The following is an 18,747-nucleotide window of genomic DNA, read 5'->3' as shown; positions in this document are numbered from 1 at the left end:
TCGGGCTCAGCGCGCCGACCAGCCGCCGTCGATCGGGATGACCAGCCCGGTCGCGCGGGCTCCGGCGGGGGAGGCGGCCCATGCCACCGCGTCGGCGATCTGCTCGGGCGAGACCATCTGCTGCGACGGGTGAAACTCGCCGACCAGCGCGGCCCTTGCTTCTTCGCTCATCGCCCTGGCGATATTCGGCGTCAGCGTCAGGCCGGGCGCGACGACATTCACGCGGATGCCGCGCCCGGCATAAAGCACCGCCGCGGCCTCGCTGAGATGCACGACCCCGGCTTTCGCGGCATGATAGGCATAGGAAGCGAAACGGGTCACCCGGATGCCCGCCAGCGAAGCGACATTGACGATGCTGCCCGATCCCGCCGCGAGCATCGGCGGCAGCGCATATTTCATGCCGAGCATGCAGCTCGTCAGGCATTGGCGCATCGTATTGTCCCACGCGCCCAGCGCGACATCCTCCAGCCCGATGCCCGCCGCGTCGCCGGCGCCGAAATTTCCGACATTGTTGACCGCGATATCAAGCCGGCCAAAGGCAGCGAGCGCGGCGGCGACGCTGCGCTCCGCATCGGGTTCGTGCGTGGCGTCGGCGCGCTCGAAACGGACCCGGTCGGCCAGGCTGGCTGCCAGCGCGCCGCCTGCGTCTTCGGCGATATCGGTGAACAGGACCGAAGCGCCATCGGCCGCCAGGCGCCGGACGATCGCCTCGCCGATGCCCGACGCGCCGCCGGTGACCAGCGCCACGCGCCCCGCGAAGCCGCCGGCGCTCATGGCGACATGAACAGGCCGCCATCGGCCTGGAAGGTCATGCCGGTCAGAAAACTCGCATCGTCGCCGGCGAGGAATACTGCGAGGCGGCCGCCGTCGCTGTAGATGTCGCCATAACGGCGCAGCGGGATCGTCTCGACCACCTTTTGCGCATGCTCGGGCTGGTTGCGCACGAAGCTCTTGAGCGCGTCGGACGCGATCGCGGGATTGATGACATTGGCGGTGATGCCATATTTGCCCCATTCGCGCGCGGCGGTGCGGGTGAGGCCGCGGATCGCCTCTTTCGCCGCATTATAGGCGGCGGAGCCTTCATAGCCGACCTGCCCCCAATAGGATCCGAAGTTGATGATGCGGCCCGCGCCCGACGCCTTCAAATGCGGGAAGGCGGCCTTCATGAAAAAATAGGTCGCGGTCGGTCCGGTCGCGAAGGTGCGGTCCCATTCGCCGTCGTTGAAATCCTCGAGCGGAGTGATCACCGGCGTCGGTGCCGGCTGCGCGGCTGTGCCGAAGCTCTGCGCATTGTTGACCAGGATATCGAGGCCGCCGAAGCGCTCGGCCGCGCCCGCCACCGTCGCCCCGATATGGTCGCGATTGCCGACGTCGCAGACCATGCCGATCGCGGTGCCGCCGGCCGCGGCGACTTCGGCCAGCGTCTCGTCGATGCTGCCCTGCGAGCGCGAGGCAACGACCATATTCGCGCCTTCGCGTGCCAGTTCGACCGCGATGCCGCGCCCGATCCCGCGCCCGGCACCGGTGACGATCGCGGTGCGTCCCGCCAGCAATCCCGCCATGATATTTTCCTTCGCTATGCGGCCGTCAGGTGAGGACGAGCCGCGAGTTTTCGTCGAACGGCAGCAGGTCGTCGCCCTCGCGGATGCGGCGCGTCCATTGCGGGTCGTGCATGATCGCGCGGCCGACCCCGACCAGGTCGAACTCGCCGCGCGCCAGCCGTTCGGCCACGCGCTCGACATTTTCGCGCGCCGCGTCGGATCCGCCGGTCTGTTTGGAATCATAGACGCCCGACGACAGGCCGACGCCGCCGACCGTCTGCGACGCCTTGCCGGTCAGCTTCTTCGCCCAGCCGGCGAGGTTCAGCGGCGATCCGTCGAACTCGGCCTTGTCGAAATAGCGCTGGCTGCCGTCGAAGATGTCGACCCCGGCGTCTGCTATCGGACCCAGCACCTCTTCGAGCTGCCCCGGCGTGTCGGCGAGGCGCGCACGGACGTCCTGCTGCTTCCATTGCGAAAAGCGGAAATTGATCACCGGGTCGGGCCCGATCTCGCGGCGCACCGCCTCGACCAGCGCGACCGCAAAGGCAGTGCGGCCCTTATGGTCGCCGCCCCAGCGATCGCCGCGGCTGTTGGTGCCTTCCCACAGGAAATTGTCGACCATATACCCATGCGCGCCGTGGATCGCGATGCCGTCGAAGCCGGCCTCCATCGCCCAGCGCGCGCTGCGCGCGAAGCCATCGATCACGTCGCCGACCTCGCTCTCGGTCATCGGTCGCCCGGGCTTGGCGGCGACCGCTTCCATATAATCGGGCGAGACCATCGCGGTCCTGTCGAGCGGACCCCAGATGCCCGAGGGCCGCACCGATTCGACGTCGGGATGCGGGCCGGTGCCCATCTGGCGCATCACGCCCTGATGCCAAAGCTGCGGCATGATCACCCCGCCCGCAGCGTGGACTGCATCGATCACCCCGCGCCATCCTTCGAGCGCGGCCTTGCCGTACATATGCGGTGCATTGTCGCCATCGACGCCGCTGCCCCCCAGCGCCGCCGGATGATCGACCCCGACCCCTTCGGTGATGATCAGCCCGGTGTCGGCGCGCCGCGCATAATAGGCCGCGACATCGGTGCCGGGCACGCCCTGCGGCGAAAAGCCACGCGTCATCGGCGCCATGACGATGCGGTTCGCAAGGGTGAACGAGCGGAGCGCGAAGGGAGAAAAGAGCGGGGAGAGCGGGCCGTCCATCGGCGTTCCTTTCGACAACGGGTTCGGTAGGGGGTCAGTCGGGCCGCGCGGCCAGGCGACCCGGCAGTTTCTGGGCGACCAGCGCACCGACCAGCGCGGTCGCGGCGACGAACAGGAAGACGCCCTCATACGCCGCCTCCGACGGGAATACCCCGGTCGGACCGCCATGATGGCCGCCGCTGGTCGACAGCAAGGTGGCGACGGTTTGCGCGCCGATCGCCATCGCGGTCGCGCGGATCACGCCCATCATGCCGGTGACTTCGCTGACCCGGTCCATCGGCGCGGCGCCGACGATGACGATCGGCACGGTGACATAGACGATGCCGAGCCCGATCGACTGGACCACCAGCAACAGCATCACGGTCACGATGTCGTCGTGCCAGGCGATCAGCGCGAGGAAGGCGGCGACCACCATCAGGCAGCCGACCGTCGCGACGGGGCGCGGGCCGAAACGCTGGTTGGCGCGTGCGACGAGCGGATAGATCAGCCCGGTCAGGATATTGGCGGGGAGCAGCAGGAAGCCGGCGAGCGTCGCGCTCAATCCCAGTCCGACCCCCGTGTCGGGCGACTGCTGGCCGAACAGCGCCATGATCTGCCCACCCTGGAACACGCCGATCGCGATCGTCACCATCAGCATATTCGCCCAGGCGATCTGCGGCGTCGCCAGCAGGCGCACGTTGATCAGCGGATTGGCGACGCTGCGCTCGCGCCAGATCCATACGACCAGCGACAGCGCCGAGATCGCACCATAGATCAGCGTCATCCGGTCGGTGAAACCGGCGTGGCCGGCCTTGTCGATCGCGAGCAACAGGCCGAGCGCCGCCGGGATGAACAGCAGGCCGCCGAGCAGGTCGTCGCGGACACCCCCGGCATCCGCTCTTTTGTCGGCCGCGACGAAAAAGGTCACCACCAGAAAGGCGATCGCCCCCATCGCCGCCGATACCTTGAAGATCATCGACCAGTCCGAATAGTCGATGATCAGCCCGCCGATCACGAGCCCGGAGGCCGCCGCGATGCTGGCGGACGAGGAAATGAGGCTGATACCCAGCGGCACGCGCTCGGCGGCGACCCGTTCGCGGATCAATCCGAAACACAGCGGAATGATCGCGCCCGCCAGTCCTTGCATTGCGCGCCCGGTAATCAGCCAGCCGAGGTCGCTGGTGACACTGCTAATCAGCGAGCCGGCGGTCGACAGCGCGAGCACCCACAACAGGATGCGCCGCCGCCCCATCAGGTCGCCGAGCCGCCCGAACAGCGCGGCGCCTGCCGCCGACGACAGCATGAACGAGGTGACGAGCCAGCCCGCGGCCGAGGTGCCGCCGAAATCGGCGACAAGGCTGCGCATCGCGGCATAGATCATCGTCAGCTCGAGCGCGGCGACGATCTCGGCGATCATCAACGGGATGACGAGACGATAGAAGATCGTCGGACCCGGCGGCGCGGGCGATGCTTCGGTCACGTCACTCTCTCCCGTCCCTTGCTCTCGTCGTTCGCCCCGGTCAGCCCCGCGGCAGGCCGAGGATGCGCTCCGACACGATGTTGCGCATGATCTCGTTCGACCCGCCGGCGATCGTCCAGCCATAGCTTTTCAGGAAATCGTTCATGCGCAGCCGGCTGCTGTGCCCGGTGCCCGGGATCGACGGCTGCCACTTCAGCGCCTCGATGCCCTCGGCGCGGAGCAGGAATTCGGTGTAGCGCTGAAGGAACGGACCCCAGATCAGCTTGATATAGGTCGGCAGCGTCGGCGACGCCTTGTCGGGATTGGCCTCCAGCTCGATCAGCAGCTTGCGGATCATCAGCCGCAGCGACTGGAGCTCGGCGTGGAAGGCGGCATATTCGCGGCGCAGCTGGACGTCCTTCATCCAGCCGTCCTTCGCCTCCTTGGCGTCGAGTTCGAACGAGCGCGCCAGTCGCTCGACCGCGCCGAAGATCAGCAGGCCGCGTTCGGTCGACAGCGTCGATTGCGCGATGTTCCAGCCATTGCCTTCGGCCCCGATCAGGTTTTCGACCGGGATCCTGACGTCGTCGAGGAAGATTTCGGCGAATTCGGACTCGCCGGTGATCTGCAGGATCGGGCGGACCGCGACCCCGGGCGTCTTCATGTCCATGATGAAATAGGAGATGCCGTCATGCTTGCGCTTGCCGTGCGGATCGGTGCGCGCGAGCAACAGGCAATAATCGGCGTGCATCGCGGCGGAGGACCAGATCTTCTGCCCGTTGACGACATAATGATCGCCCTCGCGCCGCGCCGCGGTGCGCAGCGAGGCAAGGTCGGACCCCGCGCCGGGTTCCGAAAAGCCCTGGCACCAGATATCGGTCCCCTGGGCGACACCGCCGATATAGCGGTCCTTTTGTTCCTGCGTGCCATGTTCGAACAAGGTCGCCGGGGTGTGGAACAGCGAGATGGTGAACATGTCGAGTTCGGGCGCATCGGCGCGCGCAAATTCTTCATAGACGATGATCTGATAGGCAAAGGGAATGCCGGGCCCGCCCCATTCGCGCGGCCAATGCGGGGTCGCGAGCCCGACCTTGCGCCGTTCCTCCAGCCAGTCGACGACGATCGCCTTCAGCTCGGCTTCGCGCACCGCCTGCCAGGTCCGGCGCCAGTCGGCGGGAACGGCGGCCGCCAGCCAGTCGCGAATTTCCTGGCGAAAGGCTGCTTCGTCGCCGACCTTGGAAACAATGTCGTAGGTCCGGGCCATCATGCGGCCTCCAACAGGTCGGCAATGCGGTCGAGCAGGACGACCCGCGTGCCGAACAAGGCTTCGTTGAGCTTGCCGCGCTTCAGATAGATGTGCGGGAAAAATTCGGCGGTGAAACCGACCCCGCCGTGCAGCTGGATGCAGTCGCGGGCGATCTCCGCGACCACCCGCGTCACATGCTGCTTGGCCGACAGCGCGTCGAGCAGCGCATGGGGATCGTCGGCGGTCCGTGCGGCGGCCTGTTCGACCAGGCCGCGCGCCGCGACCAGCGCTGCCTGGTGGTCGGCGACCCGATGCTTCAGCGCCTGGAACGATCCGATCACGACGCCGAATTGCTCGCGCAGCTTCATATAGTCGATCGTGCCGGCCAGCGCCGCTTCACCCCCCCCGACCGCATCGGCCGCGATCGCGATCGCCGCGGTCCGCAGCAACAGGTCGTCGAGTTCCGCCGGGTCGACGGGCTGGATGATCGCTACGTCGCCCACGGCCACGCCGTCGAGCGTCACCATAGCCAGCGTGCGGGTCGCGTCGGTCAGCGCGTCGGGCGCGATCGTCACGCCCGCGGCATCGGTCGGCACGACGATCCAGCAGGGCCGGCCTGCCCGGTCGCCGCGCAGGAACAGGATATTCGCCGATGGCGCGTCGATCATGTCGGCCACGCTGCCGCTCGCCGTACCGCCGCCGTCGATCGCGACCACGCCGTCGGCGGGCTGCGCGACCGCTGCGCGCAGCGACCCGTCCGCCAGCCGGGGCAACAGATCGGCCCGTTGCGCGTCGCTTCCCGCCGCGACGAGCAGCGCGGTGGCCAGCGTCGTGCCGAGCATCGGCACCGGCGCGGCCGCCGCCCCCAGCGCGCCATGCAGCGCCGCCGCCGCTTCGTTGCCGAGGCCCAGGCCACCGTGGCTTTCGGGCACGGTCAGCGCGGTCCAGCCGAGCGCCGCCATCTGGTCCCACAGCGTGTCGGCGTGGATGCCGGGCGCGCGCGACCAGGCGACGGCCTTGTCGCGCGGCCATTCGGCGCCCAGCATTTCGGCAAAGCTATCGGCAAGGACGCCAAGGTCGATGTCATCGGACATGATGCGTGGGGTTCCTGTTCACTCGTCGACGAAATCGGGCGGGCGCTTGTCGATCATCGCCTGCACCGCCTCGCGGTGATTGGGCGACTCCCACGACCGGGTCTCGAGCCGCAGCATCTCGCCCATCAGGCGCCGCGCCTTGTCGAGGATGTCGAGGTTCAGTGCCTGCTTCGTCGTCTGCAGCGCACTCGGCGATTTCGACAGGAAGGTTTCGACCCATTTGGCGACCATCGCGTCGAGATCGTCGCGCGCGACCGATTCGGTGATCAGCCCCTTGGCGGCGGCTTCCTTGCCGCGCAGCGGATCGCCGCCCAGCAGATGGCGCCGCGCCTCGACCAGCCCGACCAGATTGGGCCACAGCAAAGCGCCGCCGTCGCCCGCCGCCAGGCCGACGCTGACGTGCGGATCGCCGATCAGTGCATCCTCGACCGCGATGGTGATGTCGGCGGCCAGCGCCAGGCTGGCGCCCATGCCCATCGCATGGCCGTTGATCCGCGCGATGACGGGTTTCGGGCATTCGAGCATCGCGACGATGATCGCGCGCGCTTCGAAAATGCCGACGTGCCATTTTTCGCGGTTACCCCAATTGTCGATCATCTTTTTGGGGTCGCCGCCGGCGCAGAAGCCGCGCTCGCCCGCGCCGGTAAATACGATCACGCGCACGCCGGGGTCGGCCCCGGCGTCGGCCCAGATGCGCGTCAGTTCCTCATGCGCCTCGGGCGTCATGCCGTTCAGTGGCGGGTTGTCGAGCGTGATCGTCAGGACATGGCCGTCCTGCCCGACCTTGATGGCCGAATAGTTCGCGTATCGCGCTGGCACCCTCAATCCTCCTAACTGGTATACCATATCTCTTGCATCGAAGTGCGGTTCGCGGCAAGCCCCATTCGACATCGAGGATGAGGGAGAGAGTTTCATGGCCGACGCGAATGCGATCCTGCTCGTCATGCAGAACCCGAAGCCGGGCCGCGATGCGGCGCATCGCGACTGGTATGTCGCGCACCATCTGCCCGATGTGTGCGGCGTGCCCGGCGTCCTGCGCGGCGAGTTTCTGGCAATCGCCGATGCTGCCGAGGCGCCGCGCTGGTCGAACGCCGCGGCCTATTGGCTCGACGGCGACCCCGCCGCCGTGCTCGGCGAAATATTCCGCCGCGCGGGCGGCGGCGAATGGGTGATGAGCGACACGCTCGACGGCGAATCGATGATGATGGCGATCGGCGAGGCGCTGACCGGGCGCGTCCGCTCGGCGGTGACGCCCGATGCCGGGGGCGGGGATCGGCTGGTCTATATCGTATTGACCAACGCGACGCCTGGCGACGATGCGGCGTTCAACGACTGGTACAGCGGCACGCATATTCCCGACGTGCTGGCGATTCCGGGCTTCGTCGCCGCACAGCGTTTCCGGCTGGTCGACCATCCGGCGCTGCGCGCCTATCCGTATCGCTATGCCGCGCTCTACGAGGTAGCGACGGGCGCCGCCGAATCCGCGTTTGCCGAGTTGGCGGCGCGCGCCGGAACCGAACGGATGATATTGTCGCCGACGCTCGACACGTCGGGGGTCGCCGCCGCGCCCTTCGCCTCCGAAGGTATTTGCCCGGGCTCAGCCTGAAAATTCGGCCTCGATCTGCTCCTGCCGCCGCTCGATCCGTCGGATCCAGCGGCGCGCATGGTCGAACATCGCGCGCATCGCCTCCATCGCGCCATCGCGGTCGCCCGCCGCAATGGCCTCGACCATCTCGCTGTGCCGCAGCTTGAGTTCGGGCAGGAAATTTTCATCGGGCCGCGGCATTACGGTCAGGCCATAACGCAGCGCGACGCCGACGAACAACGCGATCGCGGGGCTGCCGCTATGGTCGGCGATGATCTGGTGAAATTCGCACGCCGAGGCGAGATAATGGCTCGCCGATGCCCTTTCGAGCCGCTCCAGCGCCTTGCGGAGCGCCTGCAGCGACTCGGCGTCGGCCCGGTGCACGAATTTTTCGACGGCGGCGATTTCGAGGCAGCTTTGCGCCTCCCACAGATGCGACAGCGGGATGCGCGAATAGGTGAGGTAGGTCGATGCCAGCTCGATCGTATAGGTCGGGTCGCATGCACGGATGATCACGCCGCCCTGCGCGCCGGTCTTGACCCGGACGATGTCGTGGAGTTCCAACGGTCGCAACGCCTCGCGCAGCACTGCGCGGCTCACGCCGTAGCGCCGCTGGAGATCGCCTTCATTGCCGAGATTGGTGCCGCGTTCCGCGCCCGCGCTTTCGATATCCTGCACCAGGCGCAACGCGATCGTCTCGCTCAGTTTCGGCAGCGATCCGGCGACCATGCGCTCGTTCGCCAGGTCGGTTATCGTGCGGCTGTCCAGCGCCTCGAGAAACAATCCGATCGCCTGGTTGTCGGCGTTGCCGGCGCGCAGCCGCGGCGCCGTGCGCAACAGGGCGGCGGTTTCGTCGAGCAAGGGCCGTTCCACCGACGCCAGCCCGAAATAGGTTTTCGCGCCATAGACGATCGCGTGGCGCGGCGGCGCCTTGACGACCAGTCCGCCATAGACGCCGCGCCGCATCCCCGCCGCGCCATGCCATTCGAGCTGACGCACCGCCTCGCGGAACGTCGCGCGCGATATGCGGAACATCTCCATGAAATCGGCCTCGGTGCCCAGCACTTCGCCCTCGTTCCAGCCGCGCCGGATGATCTCGCCGATGATCCGCTCGGCGACGATCTCCCCCAATTTTCGCCTGCGCTTGCTCGCGCCTATCATGGCCAATCTGTCCCCCGGGAGAATGAAGCCCCACTCGTGGTCCGACACTTGTTGAATTTCCTCTCGTTTGACAAGCGAGCGATGTCGCGAATAAGTATACCAATTAAGAGGAGAGAGGAAGATGGAGTTCGCGTGGAGCGATTCGGAGGAGGCGTATCGCGCCGAACTCCACGAGGTGCTGGCCACGCTTCCCGACGATTGGTGGGACGAATATGCACCGCACGGCCCGTCGAGCCCGAAGCTGATGGACCATGCGCGCCTGTTCAACGCCCGGCTCGCCGAACGCGACCTCATCGTGCGCCACTGGCCGAAATCCTATGGCGGCGCCGACGCGAGCGCCTGGCAGCAGATCATCATCAGCGAGGAAATGTGGTCGATCGGCGAACCGCGATCCTCGCTCTATCTCGGCACCAACTGGGCCGGCCCCGCGATCATGAAATTCGGCACCGAGACGCAGAAGCAACGCTATCTGCAGGCGATCGCCGCGGGCGAGCTGCTCTGGTGCCAGGGCTTTTCGGAACCCGAGGCCGGCACCGACCTTGGCAATATGCAGACGCGCGCCGAACCCGACGGCGGCGATTATGTCGTCAACGGATCGAAAATCTGGACTTCCTATGCGGCGCGCGCCGACATCATGTTCCTGCTCGCGCGCGTCGGCGGCAAGGGCAAGGGCGGCGTCAGCTGTTTCATCGTGCCGATGGATACGCCGGGCATCGAAATCCGGCCGATTGCCGGCGTCCACTCGCAGCATGATTTCCATGAGGTCTTCTTCACCGACGCCCGCCTCCCGGCCGACGCCCTGCTGGGGGAAGAGGGCAATGGCTGGACCATCGTCCAGACGATCATCCATTACGAACGGATCGGCGCCGGCCGTTATGAAAAGGCCGCGCGCGGCCTGGCGCATATCGTCGATGTGCTGCGGGCGCGCGGCGATTTCGACGATCCCGTGGTGCGCGCCGATTGCGCCGCCGCGCTGGCGATGGTGGAAGCGGCGCGTCTCCAGACCTATCTGGTCATCGACGGCCGCGCCAAGGACCGCGACCCCGGCGCGGAAACCTATCTCGCGCGCTGGGCGATGATCCAGGCCGACCATGCGGTCGCCAACCTGACCTCGACCTATTTGCCCGACCTGCTGGTCGACGGCGCCGACGGCCATCTGCGCGCGCAGTTCAACTCGGCGATCACCGCCGGCATCGCGGCGGGCGCGGCGGAGGTGCAGCTCAACATGATTTCGGGCCGCCATCTTGGCCTGCCGCGGGGCAACTGATCGATGGATTATGATTTTTCCGCCGATCAGCAGGCGCTGCGCGAAACGATCGTGCGGATGGTCGCCGACAATCGCGACCTGCCGCGCACCGGCAATGTGGTCGAACCACGTGCCTTCCATCGCGCGGCGACGCTCGAGGCCGCCCTGGCCGCCGGCGGCTTTTTCGATGTCGCGCTCGAGCCCGGGTGCAGCGCGGTCGATGCGGCGGTGCTCGTCTATGAAAGCGCGCTGTCGCCGCTGGTGTTCGAGGTCGGCGCCTCGGGACTCGTCGCGCCGCTGCTGACCGGGCGGGTGTTGCCGCGCCCGATCGCGATCGCCCGTCTCGCCGACCTGCCGCGCGGGGTCCGCTTCCTCGGCGAAGCCCGCACCTTGCTCGTCGATCTCGGCGACGATGTCGCGGTCGTCGATCTGGCGGGGGTGGAGGTCATCGAACTCGGCGGCGTCTATGCCTATCCGCTCGGCAAGCTCGCCACGCCGCTCGATTTTGCCGCCGCGCCGCGCCTTGGCGCGGGCAAGGCCGACGAGCTGCGGCGGCTGTGGCGGATCGCGCTGGCGCTCGAAATCGCCGCCGCGATGCAGGCGGCGACCGATTTCACCACCGACTATGTCAAGCAACGCCATGTGTTCGGACGCCCGGTCGGTTCGTTCCAGGCGGTGCAGCATCGCCTCGCCGCCGATGCAGAGAAATGCCGCGGCGCCTATTGGCTGGCGATGAAGGCGGCGTGGAGCGGCAGCGGGCTCGACGCGGCGCTCGCCGCGCTGCACGCGCAGCGCGCGATCGCACAGGTCAATTACGACGTGCACCAGTTCAACGGCGCGCTCGGCATGACGCTCGAACATGCGCTGCATCTGTGGACCTTCCGCCTGCGCTGGCTGGTTGGCGAAATGGGCGGTTGCCGCACCCATGCGGCGGCGATCGCCGACCTCGCCTGGCCGGCGCCGCCGGCGAAGGCGGGCTGATGAGCGCCGAAGCCACCCCGCCGCTGCTGCGCCACATCTATGAATGCGCCCACGGTGCCTATGTGCCGACGCGGCTCGCGACGGGGCCGTGGGACCGCCGCCTGCAAAGCGGCGTGGTGCTCAACGCGCTGATCGCACATCTGATCGAAGAGACGCCCAGCCCGGTGCCCATGGTCACCAGCCGTCTGCTGCTCGACATGATGAAGCCGACGATGATGGCCCCGGTCGAAACCCGCGTCACTGTCGTGCGCGAGGGGAAGAGGCTGCAATTGCTCGACGTCGAACTGGTGCAGGACGGTGCGGTCACCGCGCGGGCGTCGGCGCTGCGCATCCGCGCGGCGGAATCGCCCGGCACCGACGCACCGCGCCATATCCTGCCCCCGCCCGGCCTGCCCAGCCTCAACGGCAACCGCTCGCCGCTTCAGCATATGAGCGAGACCCGGCTCGAATCGGGCGGACTCGAAGTCCCCGGCCCGGGCGTCGTCTGGGCGCGCATGGCGGGCGAGATCCTGCCCGGCATCGCCATCTCGCCCTTCGTCCAGCTCGCGATGGCGGCCGATTTCGGCAGCGGCACGTCGAGCTTCGTCGACTGGCGCGAATGGAGCTTCGCCAATGTCGACATCAGCCTGCACCTGACCCGCATGCCGACGGGCGAATGGGTCCGCGTCGCCGCGGAGACACAGGGGGCGAGCAATGGCATCGCGATCGTTCATTCCAGACTCGCCGACGAACAGGGCGAACTCGGGCACGCCCATCAGACCTTGTTCCTGGATAAAAGGAAAAGCGCATGAACCGCATAACCTCGCCCTTCGGGTGGGAATCGACCGCCGCCGAAGTCGCGGCCGGACATGATCTGTCGGGCAAGCGCGCCATCGTCACCGGGGCCACCGCCGGGCTCGGGGTCGAAACCGCGTGGGTGCTGGCGAAACAGGGGGCAGAGGTCGTGCTCGCGGTCCGCGATACGGCTGCGGCCGAACCATTGGCGGCCGGGATCGCTGCGGCGGGGGGCAAGGCCAGCGTCGCGGCGCTCGACCTTGCCGACCTGCGCTCGGTCGAGGCCTTTGCTGACGCCGACAGCGGCGCGCCGCTGCATCTGCTGATCAACAATGCCGGAATCATGGCCTGCCCGCTGATGCGCACCGCGCAGGGCTTCGAGATGCAGCTGGGCGTCAACCACATCGGCCATTTCCATCTCGCCACCCTGCTGCTCCCCGCGCTGAAGGCGGCAATGCGCGCGCGCGTCGTCGCGGTGGCGTCGAGCGGGCATTTGTGGAGCGGCTTCGATTTCGACGACCCCAATTTCGAGCGCACCGACTACGATCCGCTCGCCGCCTATGGCCGGTCGAAGACCGCCAATGCACTGTTCGCGCTCGAACTCGATCGCCGCTGCCGCGACGACGGCATCCGCGCCTTTTCGCTGATGCCCGGGGGGATCCACACCTCGCTCGGTCGCCACATGACCGACGAGATCCGCCAGCGGCTCGGCGTCGATCCGGCGCAGGCGAGCCAGTATAAATGGAAGACGGTGGAGCAGGGCAGCGCGACGACGATCTGGGCCGCGCTCGGCCACGAACTCGACGGCAGCGGCGGCCTCTATCTCGAGGATTGCAACGAGGCGCTGCCCAACCAGGAGGGCCGGCGCGACGGCGTCAAGGCCTGGGCGCGCGACCCCGAAGCCGCTGCGCGGCTGTGGACATGGACCGAAGCCGCCATCGCGGCGACCAAGTGAAGGAAAGCAGCATGAAGGTCGATCTGGAAGGCAAGGTGGCGCTGGTCACCGGCGGCGGGCGCGGCATCGGCCGCGTCATCGCGACGCAGCTGGTGCTAAATGGCGCGAAGGTGCTGATCGCGACCCGCACCGCGGCGAGCGGGCAGGAGGTCGCCGACGAATTGCGCGCGATGGGCGGTGCGGTCGAACTGGTCGCGCTCGACCTATCGACCCGCGACGCCTGCGACGCGGCGGTGCAGGCGGCGGTTGATGCCTTTGGCGGGCTGAACATCGTCGTCCACAACAGCGCGATCTTTCCCTTCACCCCCTTCGAACAGATCAGCGACGAGGAATTCGACAGTGTTCTCAGGACCAATCTCTACAGCTTCCTGTGGCTCGGCCGCGCCGCGCTGCCGCACATGAAGGGCGGCGGCAACGGCCGCTTCGTCGGCATCTCCTCGCTGATCGGCAACCATGCCTGGCTCGCGGGACTCGACAGCTATGCCGCATCGAAGGGCGGTATGAACGGCCTTGCGCGCAACATGGCGCTCGAATTCGCCAAATATGGCGCGACGGTGAACATCATCGAACCCGGGTTGGTGATCGACGATCGCAGCCCCAAGATGGACGATGCCACGCGCGACAAGATCGTCCCCAACATTCCGCTCCAGCGCGCCGGGCTGCCCAGCGACATCGCCAATGCGGTGATGTTCTTCTGTTCGCCGACCTCAGAGTTCGTCACCGGTCAGGCGCTGATCGTCGACGGTGGCCATATGCTGCCCGACATGTCGAGCTATGCCATGGCGTCGCGGGTGTGAACGGCGAACTCGCCGGCAAGGTCGCGCTGGTCACCGGCGCGGCGGGGGGCATCGGGGGCGCGATCGTCCGCCGCTTCGCCGCGCAGGGCGCGCGGGTGATGGCGACCGATCGCGATGCGGCGGGGCTCGAGCAACTGGCGGCGGATGTGCCGGGGCTGGTCGCCCGCGCCGCCGACATCACCGCAGCCGATGGCGTCGCCGACCTGTTCGCGGCGCTCGACGCCGCCTTCGGACGGATCGACATTCTCGTGAACAATGCCGGCATCGGCGGTCCGCGCGTCAAGCGGCTGCACGAACTGGAGCTGGCCGAATATGATGCGGTGATGGCGGCGAACCTGCGCGCGCCGCTGGCGCTGACGCGGGCGGCGCTGCCGCTGATGATCGCGCAAGGGGGCGGGGCGATCGTCAATCTCGCGTCGCCTGCGGGAATGCACGCGGTGCCGCGCGTCGGCCCCTACAGCATCTCCAAGGCGGGCATGGTCATGCTGACCAAGCAGACTGCGAAGGAATATGCCGCCGACGGCATCCGATGCAACGCGGTCGCACCCGGGGTCACCGACACCGCGATCCTCGACGGCCTCCCCAAGGCGCATCTCGACCAGATCGTCGCGATGATCCCGCAGGGCCGCATCGCGCAGCCCGACGAGATCGCGGCGATGATCGCCTTTCTGGCGAGCGATGCGGCGAGCTTCGTCAACGGCTCGATCGTCATGGTCGACGGCGCGGCGGGGACCTGAACGAAAGGCGAGCGAGCGATGTTTTCACTCAAGGGCAGGACGGTCGTGGTGACCGGCGGCGGGCGCGGCATCGGACGCGGTATCGCGCGCGCTTGCGGACGCGCCGGGGCGAATGTCGTGATCACCGGGCGTAGTCTGGCGCCGCTGGAGGAAACGGGGGTCGAGCTTACGGCTCTCGGCGCCGAACATCTGCTCGTCCCCGGCGACATCATGTCGGCGGCGGGACTCGACGAAATCGTGGCGAAGGCGACCGAACGCTTCGGCGCGATCGACGGTTGGGTGAACAATGCCGGCAGCGCCAACGCCGCCGACGTCGGCCCGATGCTCGGCATCGACGAGGGACAGTGGGACCGCGTCGTCGACCTCAATCTCAAATGGACCTTTTTCGCGATGCAGGCGGCGGCGCGGGCGATGGCCGGGCGCGGCGGCAGCATCGTCAACCTGTCGTCGCGCAGCGGGTCGCAGCCTTGCCCGCCGACCGCGCATTATGGCGCGGCGAAGGCCGGCGTCGACAGCCTGACCGCGACCGCAGCGGTCGAATGGGGACATCTCGGCATCCGCGTCAACGCGATCGCGCCGGGGGTCGTGCTCACCGAAAATTCGGCGACGATGGCCGATCCGGCGCGGCGCAGGCGGCAGGTCGAAACCGTGCCGCTGCAACGCCTCGGCGTCGTCGACGATGTCGGCCCGCTCGCGGTCTATTTTCTGTCCGACGAAAGCAGCTGGGTGTCAGGCACCGTCGTCCCGGTCAACGGCGGCAGCCGCATCCCGATCGGGCTGCTGACCTATCTCCATCACAAGAACAAGGATGTCGCGGTCTGACCGCCGCGCGCCTGGCCGGGGACCAGCTTGCCGAGCAGCTGGACGGCCGGGTTGGCCGGACCCCAGGCGTCGGCGTGCAGGCGCCCCGCCGCGATCGCCAGCGCCCGCGCCCTTTCGCTGATCAGCGCGAAACGATAACCGGCGAAGACGATATGCCAATCCATCGCCTGCGCCTTGCGCCCCGCTGCCGCTTCCCACAGCGCCAGCGTCGCGGCCTCGCCGCCGATCCCGTCGAGGCGGAGGACACCGGCGGTTTCGCTGATCATGCGATCGTAGAAGAGCCACCAGCCAAGGTCGCTCTCGGCGCCGCCGAGCGAGGCGGTCTCCCAGTCGAGCAATGCCGTGCAGCGATCATCGGCGAACAGCATATTGGGCAGCCGCGCGTCGCCCCAGGCGAAAGCGGCAGGGCGCGGGGAGGGCCGATGATCCTCCAGCCATTGCCGGGCGCGGTCATAGAGCGGCAGCTGGGGTACAGCCGACCAGCGGCGATAGGCGTCCCACCGCGCCAGTTCCTGCGCGTCGGCGTCGGTGTCGGCCGCCACGCCGGGCGGCACGAGGAAAGCGAACGCGGCCGGATCGACCCGGTGGAGCCGCGCGAGCAGGCCGATGCCCTCCGCCCACATCGCCTCGCGCGCGGCGGGGGTGGCCTCCGCCAGCAGCCCCTCGCGGTGATAGTCGTTCGGCGCCGCGGCGCCGGGCGCGCGTTCCATCAGGAAAAAGGGCGCGCCGAAGAGGGCCTCGTCGCGCTCCAGCGCGATGGCGGCGGGGATTGGCAGGCCGGGTTCGCGCCCCAGCGCATCGATCACCCGATATTGGCGCGTGATCGATGCGTCCTGATAGACTTGGTGCCCGCGCGGTTCGATGCGCAGCACCCATCCCGCCGGTCGGCCATCGATCCGCGCGTCGACCACCCATGTCTCGCTCGATGCGCCGCCGGTCGCGGCGGCGACGGCAGCGATCTCGACCGGACCCAGCCGGCCCTGTGCCCATTCGGCAAGGTGCCGCTTTACGTCGTCCGCGCTGCGGTCACCCTGCGGCATCGATCCTCCCTCCGTCCCTCGCGGCCCCTGTCAGGATAGCGCCATGCACATCTTCTCCGAAGCCGACGATTGTCCGCACCCGCCCGGCGACGACCCTTTGTGGCAGGAAAGCAGCCTGTTCGTCTGGCACGATCCGGACGCCGGCGTCGGCGGCTTCTGGCGGCTGGGGCAGGAACCCGTTGCGGGCGCAACAAACAGCTGCTTCGGGCTGTTCACGCACGACGGGCTGCGGTTCCGCTCGAACGTCACCGGCGTGGCGCTCGACCCTGCCGACCGCGGTACGGCGCATATGGCGTGGGGCCCGCACCTCAAGGTCGCGTTCGGCGGAGGCGCCGCGATCACCGCCGATTTTCCCGATTGCGAGGCCGAGCTCCGCTTTGCCGATTTCCATCCGCGTTTCGACTATCATGCGATCGCGGTGCCGGGCGCGCGCCTGACCGGCGCGGCCCATCATTTCGAGGTGTCGGGACGCATGACCGGCGCGGTCCGCATCGGCGACCGCGAAATCACGATCGACGCGCTCGGTTATCGCGACCGCTCGTGGGGACGGCGCGACTGGTCGCAAAGCCGCGGCACGCGCTGGTGGCCCTGCGTCTTCGGCCCCGACCTCACCACGCATATCATCCATCTGGTGCAGGACGGGCGGGTGCTGAAGGTCGGCTATGTCTGGCGCGATGGCCAGACGATCGCCATCGTCGACAGCGACGTCTTGGTGGGCCTGGAGTCCGACGCGCTGACGCCGCGACATGGCACGGGCATCTTGCACCTCGCGACCGGCGAGACACTGACCATCGGCTGCGACCGTGCCGATGCGATCCTGATGCAGGTGCGCGGTTACAGCGCGGTCGAGACGATCGGCACCGCGACGCTTGGTGACCGGCGCGGCTTTTCCAATCTCGAGGTCAGCACCAATCCGGCCGGCGGCGCGTCGGCGCCGCTTTGCACGCTGGGCTCGAACGCGACCGACGGCTTCAGCCGCCGCGCGCCCTGACGCGAAGGAACGCCGCCGCGTCAGTTTTCGGACGCGCGGCGCAGCGTTTCGGCGTGGTCGCCGTCGAACACCACGACGATCCGCTTGCCCGGCGCGGCGCTCGGCACATAGTCGGCGCGTTTCTGGCGCACCCCGGGATGCTCGATGCGGATGAACGTGTCGTCGTCGACGGTGAAGCGCCGCTCGGCGCCATCGGGTGTGCGGACACGGATGCTGTCGCTGTCGGCGGCTATGATGTCCGCCAGCAGGACGCGCGGATCGGCCGCCGACTGGACCCGTGTGTCGATCGTCACGCGGCAGCGGTTGGATGTGTTGGGCATGCTGGCGTGCGGGGTGCAGGGGTTGAGGATCAGCACATCGCCGGGATAATAATCGGTCGTCGCCCAGCTTTCGTCGGGGATGACCCCTTCGGGGATTGAACTCGGCGTCTTGGCGATATTGTGAAAGAAACCGCGGTTGCACTGGCGTACCGCCAGCATCAGCCCGCCGACCTCGCGTTCGCAATCGGTCAGCGGCGTCCACACCGGTTTGTAATTGACGATCCCCGGGCTGAAAAAGCCGTCCTGATGCACCCCCGTGACCGATCCGCCCGGCGGATAGGCGCGATATTGGACGATCGGAATGATGCACGCGGGCTCGCCGAGGATTTTTTCCATCAGCCGCATATTGGCGGGCTTTTCGATCAGCCTGCGCGCAATCCCGGAAAATTCCGGGCTTTCCTCCATACCGCCGGGCGATGGCTTGCCCGTCCACAGCGGCTCGGTCGCGCCGGGTTCGATCAGGCCGTGGCGCTCCATCACCGCGAACATCGCCGCGCGCGCCTCTTCGACCGATGCGGGGTCGAGCACGTCGCGCAGCAGGATATAGCCCTCCTCGTCGTGGAAGCACATCAGCGCCGCATGGTCATCGAGCAGGTGATTGCAGTCCCGCAACCGCTGCACCGGCTTCACGCTCAGCACGTCGAGATCCTTGGCATCGGGCATCGAGAGCGCTTGCATCGGTCGTCCTTTCAGATTCTCTCCGCCGCGACCGGGATCGACCGGTTCGCCAGCATCGCCGATGATTTGAGCCGAGCGGCACCTCGACAACAAGGGGCATTTTTGTCATTCTCCATGGGTATTTTTCCGAAAAGTGC

Annotated in this window: 19 protein-coding genes; 9 read left to right on the top strand and 10 right to left on the bottom strand. The window is 67.8% G+C overall.

What is annotated here, in order from left to right; translation table 11 throughout:
- Positions 1 to 6: 6 nt before the first annotated feature.
- From AC1RNQ_RS00735 to AC1RNQ_RS00705, 7 genes are read right to left on the bottom strand one after another with little or no spacing between them, the layout of a single operon-like run.
- Positions 7 to 774: an SDR family NAD(P)-dependent oxidoreductase gene (locus tag AC1RNQ_RS00735; protein ID WP_493168115.1), complete on the bottom strand. Its 768-nt coding sequence runs from the start codon at positions 772 to 774 to the stop codon at positions 7 to 9.
- Positions 771 to 1,562, bottom strand: coding sequence for an SDR family NAD(P)-dependent oxidoreductase (locus AC1RNQ_RS00730; RefSeq protein WP_493168113.1), 792 nt, complete (start codon positions 1,560 to 1,562; stop codon positions 771 to 773). Before AC1RNQ_RS00730 ends, AC1RNQ_RS00735 begins: the two co-directional genes overlap by 4 nt.
- 25 nt (positions 1,563 to 1,587) lie before the next feature.
- Positions 1,588 to 2,745 carry an NADH:flavin oxidoreductase gene (locus AC1RNQ_RS00725; RefSeq protein ID WP_493168112.1) on the bottom strand — a complete coding sequence of 386 codons (1,158 nt, stop codon included), beginning with the start codon at positions 2,743 to 2,745 and terminating at the stop codon, positions 1,588 to 1,590.
- Positions 2,746 to 2,779: 34 nt separating this feature from the next.
- Entirely contained in the window at positions 2,780 to 4,204 is a 1,425-nt protein-coding gene (locus tag AC1RNQ_RS00720) for an MFS transporter (protein WP_493168111.1), read from the bottom strand.
- Positions 4,205 to 4,244: 40 nt separating this feature from the next.
- Entirely contained in the window at positions 4,245 to 5,450 is a 1,206-nt protein-coding gene (locus AC1RNQ_RS00715) for an acyl-CoA dehydrogenase family protein (RefSeq protein ID WP_493168109.1), read from the bottom strand.
- Positions 5,447 to 6,523 (bottom strand): acyl-CoA dehydrogenase family protein, encoded by a 1,077-nt coding sequence (locus AC1RNQ_RS00710; RefSeq protein ID WP_493168107.1) that lies wholly within the window; start codon positions 6,521 to 6,523, stop codon positions 5,447 to 5,449. The genes AC1RNQ_RS00715 and AC1RNQ_RS00710 overlap by 4 nt, the downstream gene beginning before the upstream one ends.
- Positions 6,524 to 6,541: 18 nt before the next feature.
- The gene (locus tag AC1RNQ_RS00705) at positions 6,542 to 7,342 is read right to left on the bottom strand and encodes an enoyl-CoA hydratase/isomerase family protein (RefSeq protein WP_493168105.1); all 801 of its coding nucleotides are present in this window, start codon (positions 7,340 to 7,342) and stop codon (positions 6,542 to 6,544) included.
- 94 nt (positions 7,343 to 7,436) lie between these two features.
- On the opposite strand from AC1RNQ_RS00705, the gene AC1RNQ_RS00700 reads away from it, so the two are divergent.
- Positions 7,437 to 8,129: a hypothetical protein gene (locus AC1RNQ_RS00700; RefSeq protein ID WP_493168104.1), complete on the top strand. Its 693-nt coding sequence runs from the start codon at positions 7,437 to 7,439 to the stop codon at positions 8,127 to 8,129.
- Here the strand turns inward: AC1RNQ_RS00700 and AC1RNQ_RS00695 are convergent.
- The gene (locus AC1RNQ_RS00695; protein ID WP_493168102.1) at positions 8,121 to 9,239 is read right to left on the bottom strand and encodes a GntR family transcriptional regulator; all 1,119 of its coding nucleotides are present in this window, start codon (positions 9,237 to 9,239) and stop codon (positions 8,121 to 8,123) included. The two genes, AC1RNQ_RS00700 and AC1RNQ_RS00695, sit on opposite strands and share 9 nt — an antisense overlap.
- A gap of 151 nt (positions 9,240 to 9,390) precedes the next feature.
- Here AC1RNQ_RS00695 and AC1RNQ_RS00690 point away from each other — a divergent pair, with 151 nt between their 5' ends.
- Genes AC1RNQ_RS00690 through AC1RNQ_RS00660 form a run of 7 tightly spaced genes read left to right on the top strand, consistent with a single transcriptional unit; the run spans position 9,391 to position 15,581 of the window.
- Positions 9,391 to 10,536 carry an acyl-CoA dehydrogenase family protein gene (locus tag AC1RNQ_RS00690; RefSeq protein WP_493168100.1) on the top strand — a complete coding sequence of 382 codons (1,146 nt, stop codon included), beginning with the start codon at positions 9,391 to 9,393 and terminating at the stop codon, positions 10,534 to 10,536.
- 3 nt (positions 10,537 to 10,539) lie between these two features.
- The gene (locus AC1RNQ_RS00685; RefSeq protein ID WP_493168099.1) at positions 10,540 to 11,496 is read left to right on the top strand and encodes an acyl-CoA dehydrogenase family protein; all 957 of its coding nucleotides are present in this window, start codon (positions 10,540 to 10,542) and stop codon (positions 11,494 to 11,496) included.
- Entirely contained in the window at positions 11,496 to 12,287 is a 792-nt protein-coding gene (locus AC1RNQ_RS00680) for a thioesterase family protein (RefSeq protein ID WP_493168098.1), read from the top strand. The genes AC1RNQ_RS00685 and AC1RNQ_RS00680 overlap by 1 nt, the downstream gene beginning before the upstream one ends.
- A complete protein-coding gene (locus AC1RNQ_RS00675) occupies positions 12,284 to 13,225 on the top strand; it encodes an SDR family NAD(P)-dependent oxidoreductase (RefSeq protein WP_493168097.1) in 942 nt (313 codons plus the stop codon). Before AC1RNQ_RS00680 ends, AC1RNQ_RS00675 begins: the two co-directional genes overlap by 4 nt.
- A gap of 11 nt (positions 13,226 to 13,236) precedes the next feature.
- Positions 13,237 to 14,022 carry an SDR family NAD(P)-dependent oxidoreductase gene (locus AC1RNQ_RS00670; protein WP_493168095.1) on the top strand — a complete coding sequence of 262 codons (786 nt, stop codon included), beginning with the start codon at positions 13,237 to 13,239 and terminating at the stop codon, positions 14,020 to 14,022.
- Complete coding sequence (locus AC1RNQ_RS00665) at positions 14,019 to 14,759, top strand: SDR family NAD(P)-dependent oxidoreductase (RefSeq protein ID WP_493168094.1); 741 nt, start codon at positions 14,019 to 14,021, stop codon at positions 14,757 to 14,759. Before AC1RNQ_RS00670 ends, AC1RNQ_RS00665 begins: the two co-directional genes overlap by 4 nt.
- 18 nt (positions 14,760 to 14,777) lie before the next feature.
- Complete coding sequence (locus AC1RNQ_RS00660; RefSeq protein WP_493168092.1) at positions 14,778 to 15,581, top strand: SDR family NAD(P)-dependent oxidoreductase; 804 nt, start codon at positions 14,778 to 14,780, stop codon at positions 15,579 to 15,581.
- Here AC1RNQ_RS00660 and AC1RNQ_RS00655 read toward each other — a convergent pair.
- Positions 15,554 to 16,621: a phosphotransferase family protein gene (locus tag AC1RNQ_RS00655; protein WP_493168090.1), complete on the bottom strand. Its 1,068-nt coding sequence runs from the start codon at positions 16,619 to 16,621 to the stop codon at positions 15,554 to 15,556. The genes AC1RNQ_RS00660 and AC1RNQ_RS00655 overlap by 28 nt on opposite strands.
- 43 nt (positions 16,622 to 16,664) lie before the next feature.
- Here AC1RNQ_RS00655 and AC1RNQ_RS00650 point away from each other — a divergent pair, with 43 nt between their 5' ends.
- The gene (locus tag AC1RNQ_RS00650) at positions 16,665 to 17,612 is read left to right on the top strand and encodes a DUF7064 domain-containing protein (protein WP_493168088.1); all 948 of its coding nucleotides are present in this window, start codon (positions 16,665 to 16,667) and stop codon (positions 17,610 to 17,612) included.
- Positions 17,613 to 17,632: 20 nt separating this feature from the next.
- Here AC1RNQ_RS00650 and AC1RNQ_RS00645 read toward each other — a convergent pair whose 3' ends face one another.
- Positions 17,633 to 18,610, bottom strand: coding sequence for a phytanoyl-CoA dioxygenase family protein (locus tag AC1RNQ_RS00645; RefSeq protein ID WP_493168086.1), 978 nt, complete (start codon positions 18,608 to 18,610; stop codon positions 17,633 to 17,635).
- Positions 18,611 to 18,747 lie beyond the last annotated feature (137 nt).

The sequence above is a fragment of the Sphingopyxis sp. GW821-FHT12F08 genome (assembly GCF_058806755.1).
Note: the sequence above shows the minus strand (reverse complement) of the source record. Positions and strands in the feature narration are given on the sequence as shown.